Raw genomic sequence first — 15,874 nt, forward strand, 5'->3', positions numbered from 1 at the left:
GTCAGAGCAGGGCGGCGAGGCGGGTGGCGAGGAGGTCCCAGCGCCAGGACTGTTCGACCCAGGCGCGGCCGCGGGAGCCGAGGCGTTCGCGCAGGGCCGGGTCCTGGAGCAGGGTGACCAGGCGGTCGGTCAGCTGGTCCAGGTCGCGGCCGGGGACGACATAGCCGGTCTCGCCCTCCAGGACGGCGTCCGGGGCGCCGCCGGAGTCGCCGGCCACCACCGGGAGGCCGGTCGCGGAGGCCTCCAGGTAGACGATGCCCAGGCCCTCCACGTCCAGGCCGCCGCGGCGGGTGCGGCAGGGCATGGCGTAGACGTCGCCCGCGCCGTAGTGGGCCGGGAGTTCGGCGAAGGGCACCGCGCCGGTGAAGCGCACCGAGGTGGCCACCCCGGTCTCCCCGGCCAGCTTCTCCAGATCCGCCCGGTAGGGCCCGTCGCCGACGATCAGCAGCACCGTGTCCGGCTCGGCGGCCAGCACCGCGGGCATCGCCCGGATCAGCGTGTCCTGCCCCTTCCGCGGCACCAGCCGGGACACGCAGACGATCACCGGACGTGAGCTGAGGCCCAGCCGGGCCCGTACCTCGGCGCCGCCGGAGTCCGGGTGGAAGGCCTTCTCGTCCACCCCCGGCGGGACCTGCGCCATCCGCGCCGCCGCCGCCGGGCCGATCGCGGCGGCGATCCTGGAGCGGGTGTACTCGCCCAGGTAAGTGAGGGTGTCGGTGCCCGCGCCGATCCGGCGCAGCAGCTGCCGGGAGGCCGGGAGCTGGGCCCAGGCCGCCTCATGACCGTGCGTCATGCCGAGCAGCCGCTCGGCCCCGGCCTTCCGCAGCGCCGGCGCCATCAGCCCGAGCGGGGCCGCCGCGCCGAACCAGACCGAGCCGCAGCCCTCCGCCGTCAGGATCTCGGCGGCGCGCCGGGTGACCCGGGGGGTGGGCAAGCAGCATCGTGGTCCGGTCGCGGATCACCTGGAACGGCTGCTCGGCGTCGAACCGCGCCACCTCGCCGCCGTTCCTGCGGTCGCCGCTGTCGCCCCCGTGCCAGGTCGAGGCGTAGACCACGATCTGCTCGGCGGGCATCCGCACCGCCATGTTGTGCACGAAGGTCTGGATCCCTCCGGGCCGGGGCGGAAAGTCGTTGGTGACGATGAGCGTCTTGTTCATGAGCCTCGGTCCGGCGTCCTCGGTGCGGCGGTACTTGCTCAGTACGATAGGCCAGTGCGGCAGCCGCACGGGTATCAGCCTCCCTGCTGGCGCGCCCTGTTCACCTCCCGTCCCGGGTGAGGACTCCATCAGTACTCTGCTTTCGCTGCTCCCCCGGTCCACCGCGCCGGCCCCCCGGCCCGACCCGACCAGGACGCCGCCGCGGGCGGACCCCCGCTACGCCCGGCGGGCCTGGGCCGGCCCGGTCGCGGTCTGGACAGCGGGACGTGCGCTGCTGCTGGCGGCGGTGCTCGGACTGCTGCCGTTCGCCCGTCAGGACGTCAGCAGCGACGTCAAGGTGATCTACCAGGGCTGGGCCCAGCTGCTGGCCACCGGCACCTTCCCGCTGGACGACGTGACCTGGCAGTACCCGCCGCTGGCGGCGCTGGTGATGCTGGTCCCGAGCTGGCTGCCGTGGTCGTACTTCACCGGCTTCCTGGTGCTGGTCGGGGTGTGCGACGCGCTGGTGCTGGCCCTGCTGCTGCGGGCCTCCCGCCGTGGCGGGCCGCTGGCCGGGGCCTGGCTCTGGGCGGCGGCGGTGCCGCTGCTGGGGCCGACCGCCTACTGCCGGTTCGACCTGGTGGTGACGGCCGTCGCGGTGACCGGACTGCTGGCGGTCCGGGCCAGGCCGCGGCTGGGCGGGGTGCTGGCCGGCCTCGGCGCGCTGCTGAAGGTGTGGCCGGCCCTGACCGTGCTCGGCACCCCGCGCGGGCCCAGGACCAGGGACGCCTGGACCGCCGCGGCGGTGTCCGCGCTGGCGGTCTGCTTCTGCTGCGCGGTGACCATGGTCGGCGCCTTCTCCTTCCTCGGCTTCCAGGAGGACCGGGGCGTGGAGGTGGAGTCGCTGGGCGCGCTGCCCTTCTACGCCGCGCACCTGTTCGGCTGGGCCGGGCAGGCCGAGATGCACTACGGCTCCACCGAGTTCCTCGGCACCGGCGTGCGGACGGTCGGGCAGCTGATGGTGCTCAGCAGCCTGGCCGGCTTCGGCTGGCTGCTGCTGTGGCGGGTCAGGGCCCGGCGCTGGACCGCGGCCACCCCGTTCGACGCGGCGCTGGCGGCGCTGCTGCTGTTCACCGTCACCAGCCGGGTGATCAGCCCGCAGTACCTGGTCTGGCTGATCGGCGCGGCGGCGGTCTGCCTGACCTCGCGGCGGACCACCCAGCGGCCGACCGCCTGGCTGATCGCGGCGGCGGCCCTGTTCACCTACCTGGAGTTCCCGCTGCTCTTCGGCGAACTGACGGCCTTCCGGCCGCTGGGCGTCGCGGTCCTGTGCACCAGGGACCTGCTGCTGGCCGCCGCCGCGGTGGTGTCCTGCCGCAGGCTCTGGCGGGAGACGGTGTAGTCGGTTCTCCGACGTCAGGTCTTGGACTTGGCCGCGGTGAGCAGGTCCTGGCGCCACTGCTTGGTGAAGTCGGTGAGGCCGATGCCGATGGCCCGGCGCAGCCCGGTGTTCACCGCGGTCTCCTGGCCCTTGCCGCCCCCGGCCGCCGCGACCGCGGCGTAGAGGGCGACCAGCCGCGGCTGCCCGTGCCGCAGCACCACGCTGCGGCAGGCGAACCAGGCCTGCTCGTACGCCTGCGGCAGCCCGGTCGCCGAGCCGTCGAAGGCGGCGTCGGCCGGCAGCGCGAGCGGAATCAGGCCCTTGCCGAGGTCGGCCAGCAGCTCGGGGGCGATCTGACGGGGCGTCCGGCCGGTGCCGAGGTAGCCGGTCCAGTTGGCGGCGCCCTCGGAGAGCCAGCGCGGGGTCCACTGCTCGGTGATCGCCCGGGTGGCGACGTGGGTGGTCTCGTGGGTGGTGACGACCCGTCGGCCGAGCGCGTTGAGGCTGTCCCAGACCTGCGGGTTGACGGTGATCCGCTCGGTCCTGGCGGCCTCGGACGGGCCCAGCTCGCCGGTGGTGACGGCGGCGATGGAGCTGTAGCCGAGCGGGTCCACGCCGAGCAGCCGGCCGAACTGGTCCGCGCCCAGCGGCGCCAGCAGCACCGTGCGGCCGCCCCAGCCGGTGCCCCAGAGGGCGCTGACGGCCGGTACGGCGCGGTCCGCCTCGTCGGCGATGGATTGCAGCGTGTCCTGCCCGCGCAGGCCCAGCACCAGGCAGCTGCGGCCGTGCACCACGCTGACCGGGCCGAGGTCCCAGAGCTGGACCGCGCCGCCGGGGTGGTCGCTGTCGGAGCTGAGCAGCCAGTCGCCGCCGGCGCCCGCGCCGTCCTGCCGGGTGAAGGTCAGGTACTGGGTGGCGGTGACCGGGTCGGAGTCGAAGCCGGAGAGCCGGTAGCCGAACTGCACCGCGACCGCGCGGCGCTCGCTCGGGGGCATGGTCGGCGGCAGCGGGAAGGCGTCCAGCTGCTGCACCCGGTAGGTCCAGCTCGCCAGCGGCACCTGGGCCAGGTTCGCCAGCATCGCGGCCTGGCTGTCCCGCAGCGCCTGGGCGGCCGGGAGCAGGGTGCCGGCCAGCGCCGTCTGGTCCCTGGCCAGGACGGCGGCCGCGCGGCGGTCCAGGGCCTGCTGGATGCCCTGCCGCACCGCCGCCTCGGCGCTGCCGGCCTGGTTGGCCCGGTCGGTGCCGGCGGTCGCGGGGGCGGTGGAGGCGTCGGCGGCCGGCTCGGCGTCATCGGCACGGCGGTGGCGGTCGTGCCAGGCCGCACCGCCGAGGCCGCCCGCGGCGAGCAGCGCGGCGCCGCCCGCCAGGACGGCTCTCCTGCCTGTCGCCATCACCGCACTCCCTGCGACAACTCCTGCGGATCCGAGGGGGGTCAGATCCGGACCACACCTGCCACCGGCATCGTGTTCACCGGCTCGTAGCGGACCCTCGCGCCGGGGTAGGGCGCGTGGATCACCATGCCGTTGCCGGCGTACATGCCGACGTGGTGGCGATCGCTGTAGTAGATCACAAGATCTCCAGGTCGGGCCTGGGACAGCGGGATCTGCCGGCCCGCGTACATCTGCCCCTGCGAGGTGCGCGGCAGGTGCACCCCGGCGTGCTGCCAGGACCAGTACATCAGCCCGGAGCAGTCGAAGGCGTCGGGCCCGGTCGCCCCGTAGACATAGGGCCTGCCCAGGGCGCTGCGGGCGGCGGCGAGGGCGATCGCCGCCCGGCTGGACGCGGGGCCCTGGTCCGGCGGCAGGACGGTGTCCGCGGCCTGGGCCGCGGCCTGCGCGGCGGCGTCGGCCACCGCGGCCTCGCTGTGCCGCAGGGCGGTGCGCTGCGGGGCGGAGAGCCCGGCGAGCAGCGCCCTGGCGTGGCTGAGCTGCCGCTGCACCTGGGCCTTGCTGCCCGCGATGGACTGCCGCAGCGCCTCCAGCTGGGCCAGCTGGGAGACCGCCTGGGCCCGGTCCTGGCCCAGCTGCCGCTGGTCGTCCTGCAGCAGCTGCAGCCGCTGCGCGGTCGCGGCGTCCAGCTCGTCCACGCTGCCGGCCTGGGCCAGGAACTGGTCCGGGTGGGCGTCGAGCAGCAGCCGCACCAGCGGGTCGATCCCGCCGCCCTGCCGGTACTGGGCGCCGGCGACCTGGCCCATCGTGCCGACCATGGTGTTGATCCGCTGCTGCTCGGCGGCGACCCGCTGCTGCAGCAGGGCGGAGGTGCGGAGCAGCGCGCGCTGCTGCTCCCTGGCCCCGTCGTACTGCTGTCCGGCGACCTCGGCCTGGGCGTAGAGGCTCTGCACCTGCTGCCGTACCTCGTCCGCGGTGGCGGGGGCGGTCCGCGCGCCGGGGGTGGGTTCGGCCAGGGCGCTGCCGCCGCCGGCCAGGACCGCGGCGGTGGCCGCCGCGACGGTCACCGCGGTCCGGGAGAGCGCGGCGACTGCGGAGTGCTGGCCCATGGGTCGGGCACGTCGGTGGGACGCCACGAGGGCGAACTCCATTCGTCCGGTGCCGGTCCTGCCCGCGCGACGCCGGCTGCGTCGGCCCAGGATGCCCGGCGGTCCACCGGTGCCGCCCGGAAGGGCGGTCGACGACACGGAGGACCGAGCGCAGACGTTAGCGAGTCGGGCGCAGCTAGTCCAAACCCTCGCTATCCCGAATATTCGGTCGAATACCGAACATATCTATGGAACGCCATGTCGCCGGGGGTGGCCCCGCCCTCCGCCGGAACCCGGTCCCCCCATTGGGGGACGCCCCCGTACGGCCGTTTGGGTACCCCCCGGCGTCCGGGGGCGTCACTCCAGCGCGGCCGCCTTCTGCAGCAGCACCGTGCGCTCGCGGGTGTTGCCGCACAGCCGGGCGGCGAGCTCCAGCTCGGCCCGGGCCTCGCGGGTGCGGCCGAGCCTGGTCAGCAGCTCGCCGCGCACGCTCGGCAGCAGGTAGGAGCCGGACAGCCGGCCGGAGACGGCCAGGTCGTCGACCAGGGACAGCGCCTGCTGCGGTCCGCTCGCCATCGCCACGGCCACGGCCCGGTTGAGCTCGACCACGGGTGAGGGGGCGAGTCGGCCGAGCGCCTCGTACAGCAGCACGATCCGCTCCCAGTCGGTCTCCTGCACCGAGGGCGCGGTGGCGTGGCCGGCGGCGATCGCGGCCTGCAGACCGTACGGTCCGAGGCCCCGTCCGGCGGCCGAGGCCCGGCCCAGTGCGGCCAGGCCGCGACGGATCGCGGACCGGTCCCAGCGGCGCCGGTCCTGGTCCTCCAGCAGCACCGCCTGCCCGTCCGGCCCGGTGCGGGCCGGGAAACGCGCGGCGGTGAGCTCGCACAGCGCGAGCAGCCCGTGCACCTCCGGCTCGCCGGGCAGCAGCGCGGCCAGCATCCGGGACAACCGCACCGCCTCATAGGCGAGATCGGTGCGCAGCAGGCGGTCGCCGGTGGTCGCCGTGGAGCCTTCGGCGAAGATGACGTAGACGACGCTCAGCACGGCGCCGAGCCGGGCCGGCCGCTCCTCCGGCGGCGGTAGTTCGAACGGCACGTGGGCCGCGGCGATGGTCTTCTTCGCCCGGGTGATCCGGGCCTGGACGGTCGCGGTGGGCACCAGGAACGCCCGGGCGATCTCCTCGCTGGACAGCCCGCCGACCACGCGCAGGGTGAGCGCCACCCGGGCCTCGGGCGAGAGCACCGGGTGGCAGGCGGTGAACATCAGCGCGAGGACGTCGTCCGGGACGTGGTCGGGATCCCAGAGCAGGTCCTGCTCCGACCGGCCCGGCGCGGGGGCCTGCACGCCCGCGCTGAACTCGCCCTCGGCCAGCCGGCCGGCCAGGCCGGCGTACCGCTGCTCCAGGGCGGACCTGCGGCGGAAGCCGTCGATGGCGCGCCGGCGTGCGGTCGCCAGCAGCCAGCCCACCGGGCTGGCCGGCGCACCGTCGCGCGGCCAGGCCACCAGTGCCTCCGCCAGCGCCTCCTGGGCCAGGTCCTCGGCGAGGGCGAAGTCCCCGGTGTAGCGGGTCAGCGCACCGATGATCCGGGCGGACTCGATCCGCCAGACCGCCTCCAGGGCCCGCCGGGCCGCAGTGTCGCCCGGCGGGCCCCCGCCCGCCGGGCCGTCGTCGGCCGCGGGGGGTGTCAGATCTGGCCGGTCCGCTCGCGCCACGCCCGCTCCTTGGTGATCCACTCGTTGTCCTGCGGGAACTCGTCGATGCTCGGCACCCGGCGGACCTCGCACTTGGAGCCGGGGAGGGCGGGCAGCCGCTTGGCCCACTCGACCGCCTCCTCCTTGGAGGCGACGTCGATCAGGTAGAAGCCGCCGAACAGCTCCTTGGTCTCGCCGTAGGGGCCGTCGGTGACCACCGGGGTCTCCGCACTGAAGTCGACCACCACGCCCTGGGACGGGTCGTCCAGGCCCTCGGCGGCGACCAGCACGCCGGCCCGGATCAGCTCCTCATTGAAGCGGCCCACCGTCTCGAGCATCTCCTCGAAGGGCGTCTCCATCATCTTCGCCATGGACTCGTCCGTGCCGCGCATGATCAGCATGTACTTCGCCATCGTCAGTCTCCTCACTCGGGGGCCGCTTCCCGACCCTCTCTATCCCAGGTCGAACGGCGCCGCCACGGATCGACACGACAGACCCACCAGAACCATTTTCTTTTTTCGCCCAGCAGAAAACTCAGAGGCTGTCGCCGGGGACGGGCCGGCGACAGCCTCTGAGAAGGGGGAAGACCTGCGGAGAGTCCGGGGTGTGGCTCAGACCCGGCGCATGGCGTAGATGGAGCCGATGGTGGTCAGCGCCTCGTACTTGACGACGGTGCCGGTGTGCGGAGCGTGCAGGACCATGCCGCCGCCCGCGTACATGCCGACGTGCGAGTCGCCGTTGAAGAAGATCAGGTCGCCGATCTGGAGGTCGGAGACCGAGCCGACGGCGGAGCCGACGTCCACCTGGTCGTAGGTGGTGCGGCCGATCGACACGCCTGCCTGCTTGAAGGCCCACTGCATCAGGCCGGAGCAGTCGAAGGAGTTGGGCCCGGTGGCCCCGTAGACGTACGGGTCGCCGAGGCGGGTCTGCGCGGCGTGGAAGGCCGCCATCGCGGCACCGGAGCCGGCCTTGGTGGAGCCGGGGCTGTACGTGGTGCTGCCGGTGCTGGAGCTGCCGCTGCTGTGGCTGGTGGTGCCGGCGTTCTGCAGCTTGGTGACCGCGGCGCGCTGGGCGGCGGTCAGCGAGGCGAGCTGGGCCTTGGACGCGGCGAGCTTCTGCTGCACGGAGGCCTTGGCCGCGGCGAGCTGCTTGCTGGTGGCGTCGAGCGCCTTCAGCTTGCTCTCGGCGTCGGCCTTCTCACGGTTCAGCGTCTTCTGCTCAGCCGTCAGCGAGTCGAGCAGCGCGGCCTGGCTACCGGTCACCTGGCTCATCGTGGAGGCCTGGTTCAGGTACTCGGTGGGGTTCGCGGACAGCATCAGCTGCACCGAGGGGTCGATCGACCCGCTGCGGTACTGCGCGCTGGCGACCGCGCCGAGCGCGGCGGACTTGGCGCTGACCGAGGCCTGCTGGCGGGCCACCTGGTCCTGCAGGGTGTTGACCTGCTTCTGCAGTGTCTGCTGCTGCGACTGCGCGGCGTCGTACTGCTGGATCGCCTTGTCGGCGTCCTGGTTCTGCTGGTCTATCTCTGCCTTGAGCTGCGCCGTGGTCTGCTTGGGTGCCGCCTGCGCCGACTGGGTGGCGGTCGCGCCGAGCGCGACGGTGGTGGCTGCAGCAGCGGTAAGCACGGTTATCCGCGATCGGCTGGGACTTTTCGGACGACGATGGGACGCCACGAAGGCGAGCTCCTTCTTCCTACGGCCGCCTACCGGGTGAGCTGACGGGTTCGGGCTGGAAGACGTGCCCTACGACGCTTCACCGGCGGACCGGCCTGGCGTCGATTCACCCCGAGGGAACTTGGTTCCCCGGCTCCGAACTGACGGCTGATCCAGCGTGCCCCGCTGGATGCGGAACAGCCTGCCGTGCGGTCGAACTCGGCGGAAACCGCCGCTGCCACCCTGCTGGGTGATCGACTTCGCGGTGGTTCGATCGCTGACACTAGTGACCCGAACGTGATCTATTCAAATCCTTGTAAGTAAAAACTCTTTTAGGTTTCGAAAGAGCATCGGGTCGGCGACTGAACGTAGTCGCTGAATGACCATCCGATGACGACATGGCACCCAAATCGGTCATCTGGTCGAGACGGCAGCAACGCGTGTGACGTGAGTCACAGTCGAGTAAATAACCGTCAGAAGCGGCGAATGGCAACGATGGTGCCGAAATAGGACAGCGGCTGGATGTCCACCGTGAGCCCCGGGTGGGGAGCGCTCAGCAGCATCCCCTTCCCGGCGTAGAGGCCCACGTGGTCGCCGCCCATGTTCACGATGATGTCGCCGACCTTGAGGTCCGCGTAGGACACCCCGGTGCCCACCGTCTCGTCCGAGTACGAGTAGTGCGGCAGGGAGATGCCGGCCTTGCCGTAGGCCCACATCACCAGGCCCGAGCAGTCGAACACACTGGGTCCTGAGCCGCCGGAGACGTAGGGGGCCACATTGACCTTGCTCATCGCGGCCAGCATCGCGGTACGGGCCGCCGGGGAGATCCCGGAGAGGTCGATGTCGGACACCGACATGTAACTGCTGCCGGACGAGGGCGGAGTGAAGCCGCCGCCCCCGGCACCGCCGGTGTTCACCTGGGTGCGCTGCTTCGGGGTGAGGGAGTCCAGGATCGCCTGGGCGTGCTTGAGCTTGGCGGCGATGGCCGCCTTGGACTTCTGCATCTGCTTCAGCAGCACCTGCTGGGCGCCCAGCTCCTGGGCCGCCTCGGCCTTCTCGGCCGCCAGCGCGTGCTGCTGCGCCACCAACTGGTCCATCAGCGCTGCCTGGTTGCTGTTGACCTGGTCCTCGTCGGAGGCGCGGTTCAGGTACTCGGTCGGGTCCGCGGAGAGCATCAGCTGCACCGCCGGGTCCACCGAACCGTCCCGGTACTGCGCGCTGGCCACCGCGCCCAGGACCGCCATCTCCTTGTTCACCACGGCCTGCTGACGGGCTATCTCGTCCTGCAGGTTGTTGACCTTCTTCTGCAGCGCCTGCTGCTGGGCCTGCGCCCCGTCGTACTGCTCCGTCGCCGCCGCGGCCGCGTTGCGGTCCGCGTCGACCTGCGTCTTGGCCTGGCCCGTCGTGGTGGCCGGCGCCGCGCTGGCCGCGGTCTGCGCCGCCAGCGCGACCGCCGTGGCCGCCGCAGCCGTGAGGATGGTCACGCGGGCACGGCCTGGCTGCTTCAAACGACGGTGTGAGACCACGGAGCCGGGTTCCCTTCAGGACGACACAGAAGTTCGAAGGGAGACACTAGTGAGGAACATGTGAGCTTGTCGCCCCCGCCGGGGAGTCCGGCCGGTAATGCCCCTAATGTCCGGTACAGGTAAGAGGTTTGAAGCCCTGACCCCCGCCCTCAGGTGCGACTCTGCAGCCCTCAGGTGCGGATCAGCCGCTTCAGCAGCATCGCCGAGGGGACGGGGCGGGCCCCCGCCTTGCGGACGCCGTCGGCGACCTCGCGGTCGGTGGACACCACCACCACCGGACGGCCCTCCGGCTCGGCCCGGACCAGCCGGCGGATCAGCTCGTCCGCGGTCTCCCCGGAGCGGCTGAACAGCACCCGAACGCCGCGCGGCGGGGCCATCGGGACCGGGGCGTCCAGATCCTTGCCGTCGAACACGCAGGTGACCTCGGCGCGGCTGTGCATCGCCAGCATGGACAGGCCGTTCAGCAGCCGGGCCCGCTGCTTCTCCAGCGGCAGGGTCGGATAGCCGCTCTTGGTCACGTTGTAGCCGTCCACCAGCAGATGGGTGTGCGGCAGCGCCAGCAGCTGGTCCAGCAGCGCCGGGTCGTCCCCGTCCAGGGCCCGCCGCGCCACGTCGTGCGGGGAGGCCGTCACCGGCAGCACCGCCTCCACCGTGTCGGCCGGACGGCCCTCGGCCAGCGGCGGCAGCCCCAGCTCTCGCTGCAGCCCCTGCGCCCCCTGGAGCACCACGTCGAGCAGCAGCCGCAGCCGCATGTCCTCGGTGCTCCGCCCCTCCCTGGCGGCCCTCCTGGACGTCTCCAGGGCCGCCTCGGCCTCGGTCAGCCGGTGCTTCAGCCGGCGCACCTCGCTGTCGACCGCGCCGCGCTCGGTCAGCCCGGCCGAACGCAGCGCCTCCAGCTCGGCGCCGACCTTGCGGGTCGCCGCCTCGGCGCGCTTGGTGTCCGCCTCCAGGCTGCGCAGCCTGCGGCGGAGCGAGTCCCGCTCCTTCTTCACCTCGTCCAGCTCGGCCCGGCCCCGGTCGGCCTCGGTCCTGGACGACTCCCGCAGCGCGGCCAGCTCCGCCTGGAGCTTCTCCACCAGGCGCGCGGCCTCAACCGCCGCGCCCTCGGACTCGGCCCGCTCCACCTCGTCGCCGGCGTCGCCGACCAGCTTGCTCCAGCCCAGCGGCCGCAGCAGGTACGCCACCGCGGCGACGTCCTGGGGTCGGCGGCGGCGGGGACCTGCCCGGCCTCCAGCGCGGCCACCAGGTCCGGCTGGCCCAACCGCACCCGTTCCGCTATCCGCGACCGGAACTCCGGCTCGGTCTCCAGCGCGGACGCGATCGCGGTGGCCCCGCGCCTGGCCCGCTGCACCGGGGTGAACTTGGCGTACGGGCGCAGCCGGTGCGGCAGGTCCGCGGCCGGCACGGAGGCGAGGCCGTCCGCGGCGATGCCCACGACCCGCCGCCGCACCCCCTCCGGCAACGGCCGGTCCAGCCGCTCCGCGGCTGCGCCTCCGGGCAGAACTTCGTCTCCGACCTCGGAGGCAGCGGCGGCCTCGGAAGCAGCGGCGGAGTCGGGCGCGTCAGCCACGGCGGGGTCGGCGGCAGCGCCCCCGGAGGGGGCGTCGTCGGCGGCGGGCACCGCGAAGTGCGGCGCGGCACCGCCGTCCGGCCTGTCGTCTCTCTCCACCACGCCCTGTGCTCCGATCCGGTCCCGGCCCTCGTGGTCCGGAGGACCATTCTCGCCCGCTGTGCCCCCTACTCGTCACCGCGCCACTCGGATGCCTACTGCTCGGCCTTGGCCACCTGCGCCGCCGCCTCGGCGGCGGCCCCCGGCCGGTCCACCAGTTCGATCTGGTCCACCGCGTTGCACCAGCGGCAGCGGACCGACTCGACCACCTCGCTCAGCACCTCGCGCTCCTCCACCCGGGGCTCCCCCGCCAGGTCCAGGTGGATGAACTCCACCACCCGCGAGGACCGGGTCACGTCGAAGCGGGTCAGGTTGCCGCACAGGGTGCAGCGCCACCGGGTCCCCTCGGTGGGAAGGGGAACAGACATGGGTGGTCCTCTCGGGTCGGCACGGCTCGGCTCTGGTCGGCTCGCAGGAGTTTCCGCTCCGTCAACCCTATGGCCTCGCTGACCGGCGCGAAGACCTTCCCCCACATGGAGGGGTGGTCCGGTGTCAGATTTGTCCGATGAAGGAATGCTTACTGCATGGTGATCCCGGTACGCACGGCAGGCGACGACAGCCCGGCTCCGTACGTCCCGGTGGTGACCTGGGCGCTGATCGCGCTGTGCACCCTGGTCTTCCTGGTCGGCCCGGTCTCCGGCGTCGACCCGCTGTACGGCAGCGGCAGCGCCCGGGCCTGCTCGGAGCTGGCGTACTACCAGCACTGGGGGGTGATCCCCGGAGAGCTGCTGGACAACCGGGCGGCGGCCCCCGCCGCCGCCGGCGGCTGCCCCGCCCCGGTGCGTTCCCCAAGGTCCCGGCCCTGTCGGTGCTGACCGCGATGTTCGTGCACGGCGGCTGGATGCACCTGATGGGCAACATGCTCTTCCTCTACGTCTTCGGCGCCATGGTCGAGGAGCGGATGGGCCGGCTGCGCTACCTGCTCTGCTATCTGGGGCTGGGGTACCTGGCGACCTACGGCTACGCCCTGTTCGCCGTGCACGGCAGCAGCGGCACGCAGACCCTGGTGGGGGCCTCGGGGGCGATCGCCGGGGTGCTGGGGGCGTACCTGTGCCTCTACCCCAAGGCACGGGTGACCAGCCTGCTGCCGTTCCTGCTGTTCCTGCCGCTGCGCTTCCCGGCCTGGCTGGTGCTGGGGGTGTGGTTCGCGATCCAGTGGGCCTCGGTCGGCGCGCCCTCGGCGGCGGTCACCGGGGTCGCCTACACCGCCCATCTGATCGGCTTCGCCGGAGGCTTCCTCTTCTGCTGGCTGCTGTACTGCCGCAGGCGTGGATACTCTGGCCGGACGAAGCCGTCCATCCTGCCAGGAGAACCCCCGTGATCACCGCGATCGTGCTCATCAAGACCAGCGTCGACAGGATCCCTGAGATCGCCGAGACGATCGCCGCGATCGACGGCGTCAGCGAGGTGTACTCGGTGACCGGGCAGCACGACCTGGTGGCGATGGTCCGGGTGCGCGCCCACGACGACCTGGCCGAGGTGATCCCCGGCCAGGTCAACAAGGTGGCCGGGGTGGAGTCCACGGAGACCCACATCGCCTTCCGCACCTACTCCCGGCACGACCTGGACGCCGCCTTCGCGATCGGCCTCGACGAGTAGCCGCCGCTGGGAGGGACCCAGGCCAGGCGGCGAGTCAGGCCTGGCGGCGGGTGTCGGGCACGCAGCGGCCCCCTCGGTCCGGTAGGCCCACTGCGCGCCCTGGGTGACCAGCTCGCGCACGGCCGCGACGAAGCGGTCGATGTGCTCGTCGGGGGTGCCGGCCCCGAAGCTGACCCGGATCGCGTTGAGGCTGCGCTCCCCCGGCAGCGAGGCCTCGGGGGCGCCGCACTCGGACGGGGAGGCCTCCTCGCCGCCGAGCAGGGTCCGCACCAGCGGGTGCGCGCAGAACAGCCCGTCCCTGACGCCGATGCCGTACTCGGCGGACAGCGCGGCGGAGAAGTGCGAGCTGTTCCAGTCCTGGACCACGAAGGAGAGCACGCCGACCCGCGGGTGGTCCTCGCCGAACAGGGTCAGCACCTTGACCTGGGGGATGTCGGCGAGCCCGGCCCGCAGCCGGCCGATCAGGTACTGCTCCCGGGCCACCAGCCGGTCGAACCCGGCCTCGGTGAGCGCCTTGCAGGCGGAGGCGATGGAGTAGGCCCCGATCACATTGGGCGAGCCGGCCTCGTGCCGGGCCGGCCCCTGCTGCCACTCCACCGCGACCGAGCCGTCGGCCTCCCGGGCCACGGTGCGGCTGGCGCCGCCGCCGGCCAGGTAGGGCTCGGCGGCGTCCAGCCAGTCGCTGCGGCCGGCCAGCACGCCCGCGCCGAAGGGGGCGTAGAGCTTGTGCCCGGAGAAGGCGACCCAGTCGACGTCGAGGTCGCGGACCGACACCGGGTGGTGCGGGGCCAGCTGGGCGGCGTCCAGGACGATCCGGGCGCCGTGCCGGTGCGCGGTGGCGGCCAGCTCGCGGACCGGCCAGATCTCCCCGGTGACATTGGACGCCCCGGTGACGCAGACCAGCTTGGGGCCCTCGGGACACTCCCCCAGCGCCTGGTCCAGCGCGGCCACCGCCTCCTCGGGGGAGCGCGGGGCGCGCAGGTAGCTGACGGTCAGGTCCTCGCGGCGCCACGGCAGCAGCGAGGCGTGGTGCTCGGTCTCGAAGGCGAACACCCGGGTGCCGGTCGGCAGCACACCCGCCAGCAGGTTCAGCGAGTCGGTGGTGGCCCGGGTGAAGACCACCTGGTCACCGCCGCGCAGGTCGAGGAACTCGGCGACGGTGGCCCGGCTCTGCTCGAACAGGTCGGTGGAGAGCTGGGACAGGTAGCCGGCCCCGCGGTGCACGCTGCCGTAGTAGGGGGCGTAGGCGGCGACGTCGTCCCAGACCCGCTGCAGGGCCGGAGCGCTGGCGGCGTAGTCCAGCGCGGCGTAGGTGACCTTGTCCCCGTCGACCAGCGGCACCTCGACGTCACGGCCGAGCACGGCCAGCGGCTCGCAGACAGCGACGACATCAGAGTACGTGGACATAGCGGCCCCTCCAGGGCATCCAGTGGACCCCTGGCCAATGGCCGTACAACAGAGGGATCCGCGCTTGCCCTGCGGCAGTGTTGCCGAAGGGCCTGGTCGTCACCCGGAAGCACCCCGCCACGGAAGGAGGGTTGCCGGACAGCAAGCCGGGGCCGCTGCGGATTTTCACCGCGTGCTGTCACTCGTGACCTGTGAAGAAGTATGACAGGGGTCCGCCCACCGGGAGAACCCCTGTCCAACATGTGGAACAGCCGTTGGGACTACTTGTGCGTCGCCGCAGCCCAGCGGGCCAGCGCCGCCTCCGCCGCGCCCGAGTCGATCGACTCGGCGGTGCGCTTCATCGCCGCCGCCAGCTGCTCCGCCAGCGGGGCCGCGGTCTGGTCCAGGGCGACCAGCGCCGAGGCGGAGTTGAGCAGGACCGCGTCCCGCACCGGGCCGTGCTCGCCGGCGAAGACCCGGCGGGCGACCTCGGCGTTGTACGTGGAGTCGGCCCCGCGCAGCGCCTCGATGCCGACGTACTCGATGCCGACGTCGTGCGGGTCGAAGGTGCTGCGCTCGACCTCGCCGTCGCGCACCTGCCAGACCGTGGAGGTGCCGGTGATGGTCAGCTCGTCCAGCCCGTCGTCGCCCCGGAAGACCAGCGCGGACGCGCCGCGCCTGGCCAGCACGCCGGCGATGAGCCCGGCCATCCTGCTGTCGAAGCAGCCCACCGCGTTGGACAGGACCCGGGCCGGGTTGGTGAGCGGGCCGAGCAGATTGAAGAAGGTGGGGATGCCCAGGTCGCCACGCGCCGGACCGGCGTGCCGCATGGCGGGGTGGAACACCGGGGCCGGGCAGTAGGTGATGCCGACCTCGGCGGCCACCTCGGCCACCCGCCGCGGCGTCAGGCCCAGGTTCACGCCCAGCTTCTCCAGCACGTCGGTGGCCCCGCTGGCGGAGGAGGCGGCCCGGTTGCCGTGCTTGACCACCAGCGCGCCGGCGCCGGCCGCGACCACCGCCGACATGGTGGAGATGTTCACGGTCTTGGCCCGGTCGCCGCCGGTGCCGACGATGTCCACCGCCCGCCCCGGCACCTCGATCACCGTGGCGTGCCCGTACATGGCCTCGACCAGGCCGGTGATCTCCTCCACCGTCTCGCCCTTGGCGCGCATCGCCACCATGAACGCGGCGACCTGGGCCGGGGTGGCCTCACCGGTCATGATCCGGTCCATCGCCCAGCCGGTCTCGGCGGCGGACAGGTCGGTACCCGCGATCAGCGTGCTGAGGACGTCCGGCCAGGAGCGCGCCTGCACGGGGTCGCCGCCGCCGTTCGCAGGAAACACGTGAGCCATGGCCG

Annotated in this window: 10 protein-coding genes, 4 pseudogenes and 2 riboswitches; of the genes and pseudogenes, 3 read left to right on the forward strand and 11 right to left on the reverse strand. The window is 73.0% G+C overall.

From position 1 onward, the window contains the following. Position 1: 1 nt before the first annotated feature. Positions 2–1,157 (reverse strand): annotated as a pseudogene (locus ACXKR8_RS13210) (glycosyltransferase family 4 protein). On the opposite strand from ACXKR8_RS13210, the gene ACXKR8_RS13215 reads away from it, so the two are divergent. Next, positions 1,156–2,538 carry a glycosyltransferase 87 family protein gene (locus ACXKR8_RS13215; protein WP_458273099.1) on the forward strand — a complete coding sequence of 461 codons (1,383 nt, stop codon included), beginning with the start codon at positions 1,156–1,158 and terminating at the stop codon, positions 2,536–2,538. The pseudogene ACXKR8_RS13210 and the gene ACXKR8_RS13215 overlap by 2 nt on opposite strands. 14 nt (positions 2,539–2,552) lie before the next feature. On the opposite strand, the gene ACXKR8_RS13220 is transcribed toward ACXKR8_RS13215, so the two are convergent. The 8 genes and pseudogenes from ACXKR8_RS13220 to ACXKR8_RS13255 form a co-directional block, all read right to left on the reverse strand. Beyond that, positions 2,553–3,908 (reverse strand): hypothetical protein, encoded by a 1,356-nt coding sequence (locus tag ACXKR8_RS13220; RefSeq protein ID WP_458273100.1) that lies wholly within the window; start codon positions 3,906–3,908, stop codon positions 2,553–2,555. 41 nt (positions 3,909–3,949) lie between these two features. After that, entirely contained in the window at positions 3,950–5,014 is a 1,065-nt protein-coding gene (locus ACXKR8_RS13225; RefSeq protein WP_458273101.1) for a C40 family peptidase, read from the reverse strand. Positions 5,015–5,350: 336 nt separating this feature from the next. Then, the gene (locus ACXKR8_RS13230) at positions 5,351–6,706 is read right to left on the reverse strand and encodes an RNA polymerase sigma factor (RefSeq protein WP_458273102.1); all 1,356 of its coding nucleotides are present in this window, start codon (positions 6,704–6,706) and stop codon (positions 5,351–5,353) included. After that, entirely contained in the window at positions 6,679–7,098 is a 420-nt protein-coding gene (locus tag ACXKR8_RS13235; RefSeq protein ID WP_458273103.1) for a YciI family protein, read from the reverse strand. Before ACXKR8_RS13235 ends, ACXKR8_RS13230 begins: the two co-directional genes overlap by 28 nt. A 198-nt stretch (positions 7,099–7,296) precedes the next feature. Continuing rightward, entirely contained in the window at positions 7,297–8,310 is a 1,014-nt protein-coding gene (locus tag ACXKR8_RS13240; RefSeq protein WP_458273104.1) for a C40 family peptidase, read from the reverse strand. 58 nt (positions 8,311–8,368) lie between these two features. Then, a riboswitch (cyclic di-AMP (ydaO/yuaA leader) is annotated at positions 8,369–8,526 on the reverse strand. Between the two features lie 284 nt (positions 8,527–8,810). Further along, positions 8,811–9,821, reverse strand: a complete 1,011-nt coding sequence (locus tag ACXKR8_RS13245; RefSeq protein WP_458273105.1) for a C40 family peptidase — start codon at positions 9,819–9,821, stop codon at positions 8,811–8,813. Between the two features lie 212 nt (positions 9,822–10,033). After that, positions 10,034–11,364 (reverse strand): annotated as a pseudogene (locus ACXKR8_RS13250) (NYN domain-containing protein). 263 nt (positions 11,365–11,627) lie between these two features. Continuing rightward, positions 11,628–11,900: a hypothetical protein gene (locus tag ACXKR8_RS13255; protein WP_458273107.1), complete on the reverse strand. Its 273-nt coding sequence runs from the start codon at positions 11,898–11,900 to the stop codon at positions 11,628–11,630. A gap of 156 nt (positions 11,901–12,056) precedes the next feature. Here ACXKR8_RS13255 and ACXKR8_RS13260 point away from each other — a divergent pair. Continuing rightward, positions 12,057–12,853 (forward strand): annotated as a pseudogene (locus tag ACXKR8_RS13260) (rhomboid family intramembrane serine protease). Continuing rightward, positions 12,850–13,131 carry an Lrp/AsnC family transcriptional regulator gene (locus ACXKR8_RS13265; protein ID WP_458273109.1) on the forward strand — a complete coding sequence of 94 codons (282 nt, stop codon included), beginning with the start codon at positions 12,850–12,852 and terminating at the stop codon, positions 13,129–13,131. Before ACXKR8_RS13260 ends, ACXKR8_RS13265 begins: the two are co-directional and overlap by 4 nt. A gap of 34 nt (positions 13,132–13,165) precedes the next feature. On the opposite strand, the pseudogene ACXKR8_RS13270 reads toward ACXKR8_RS13265, so the two are convergent. Beyond that, positions 13,166–14,538, reverse strand: a pseudogene (locus ACXKR8_RS13270) (aminotransferase class V-fold PLP-dependent enzyme). Between the two features lie 55 nt (positions 14,539–14,593). After that, positions 14,594–14,728, reverse strand: a riboswitch (SAM riboswitch). Between the two features lie 70 nt (positions 14,729–14,798). After that, positions 14,799–15,869, reverse strand: a complete 1,071-nt coding sequence (gene trpD, locus ACXKR8_RS13275; protein ID WP_458273111.1) for an anthranilate phosphoribosyltransferase — start codon at positions 15,867–15,869, stop codon at positions 14,799–14,801. Between the last annotated feature and the right edge of the window lie 5 nt (positions 15,870–15,874).

Source organism: Streptacidiphilus sp. PAMC 29251 (assembly GCF_054208735.2).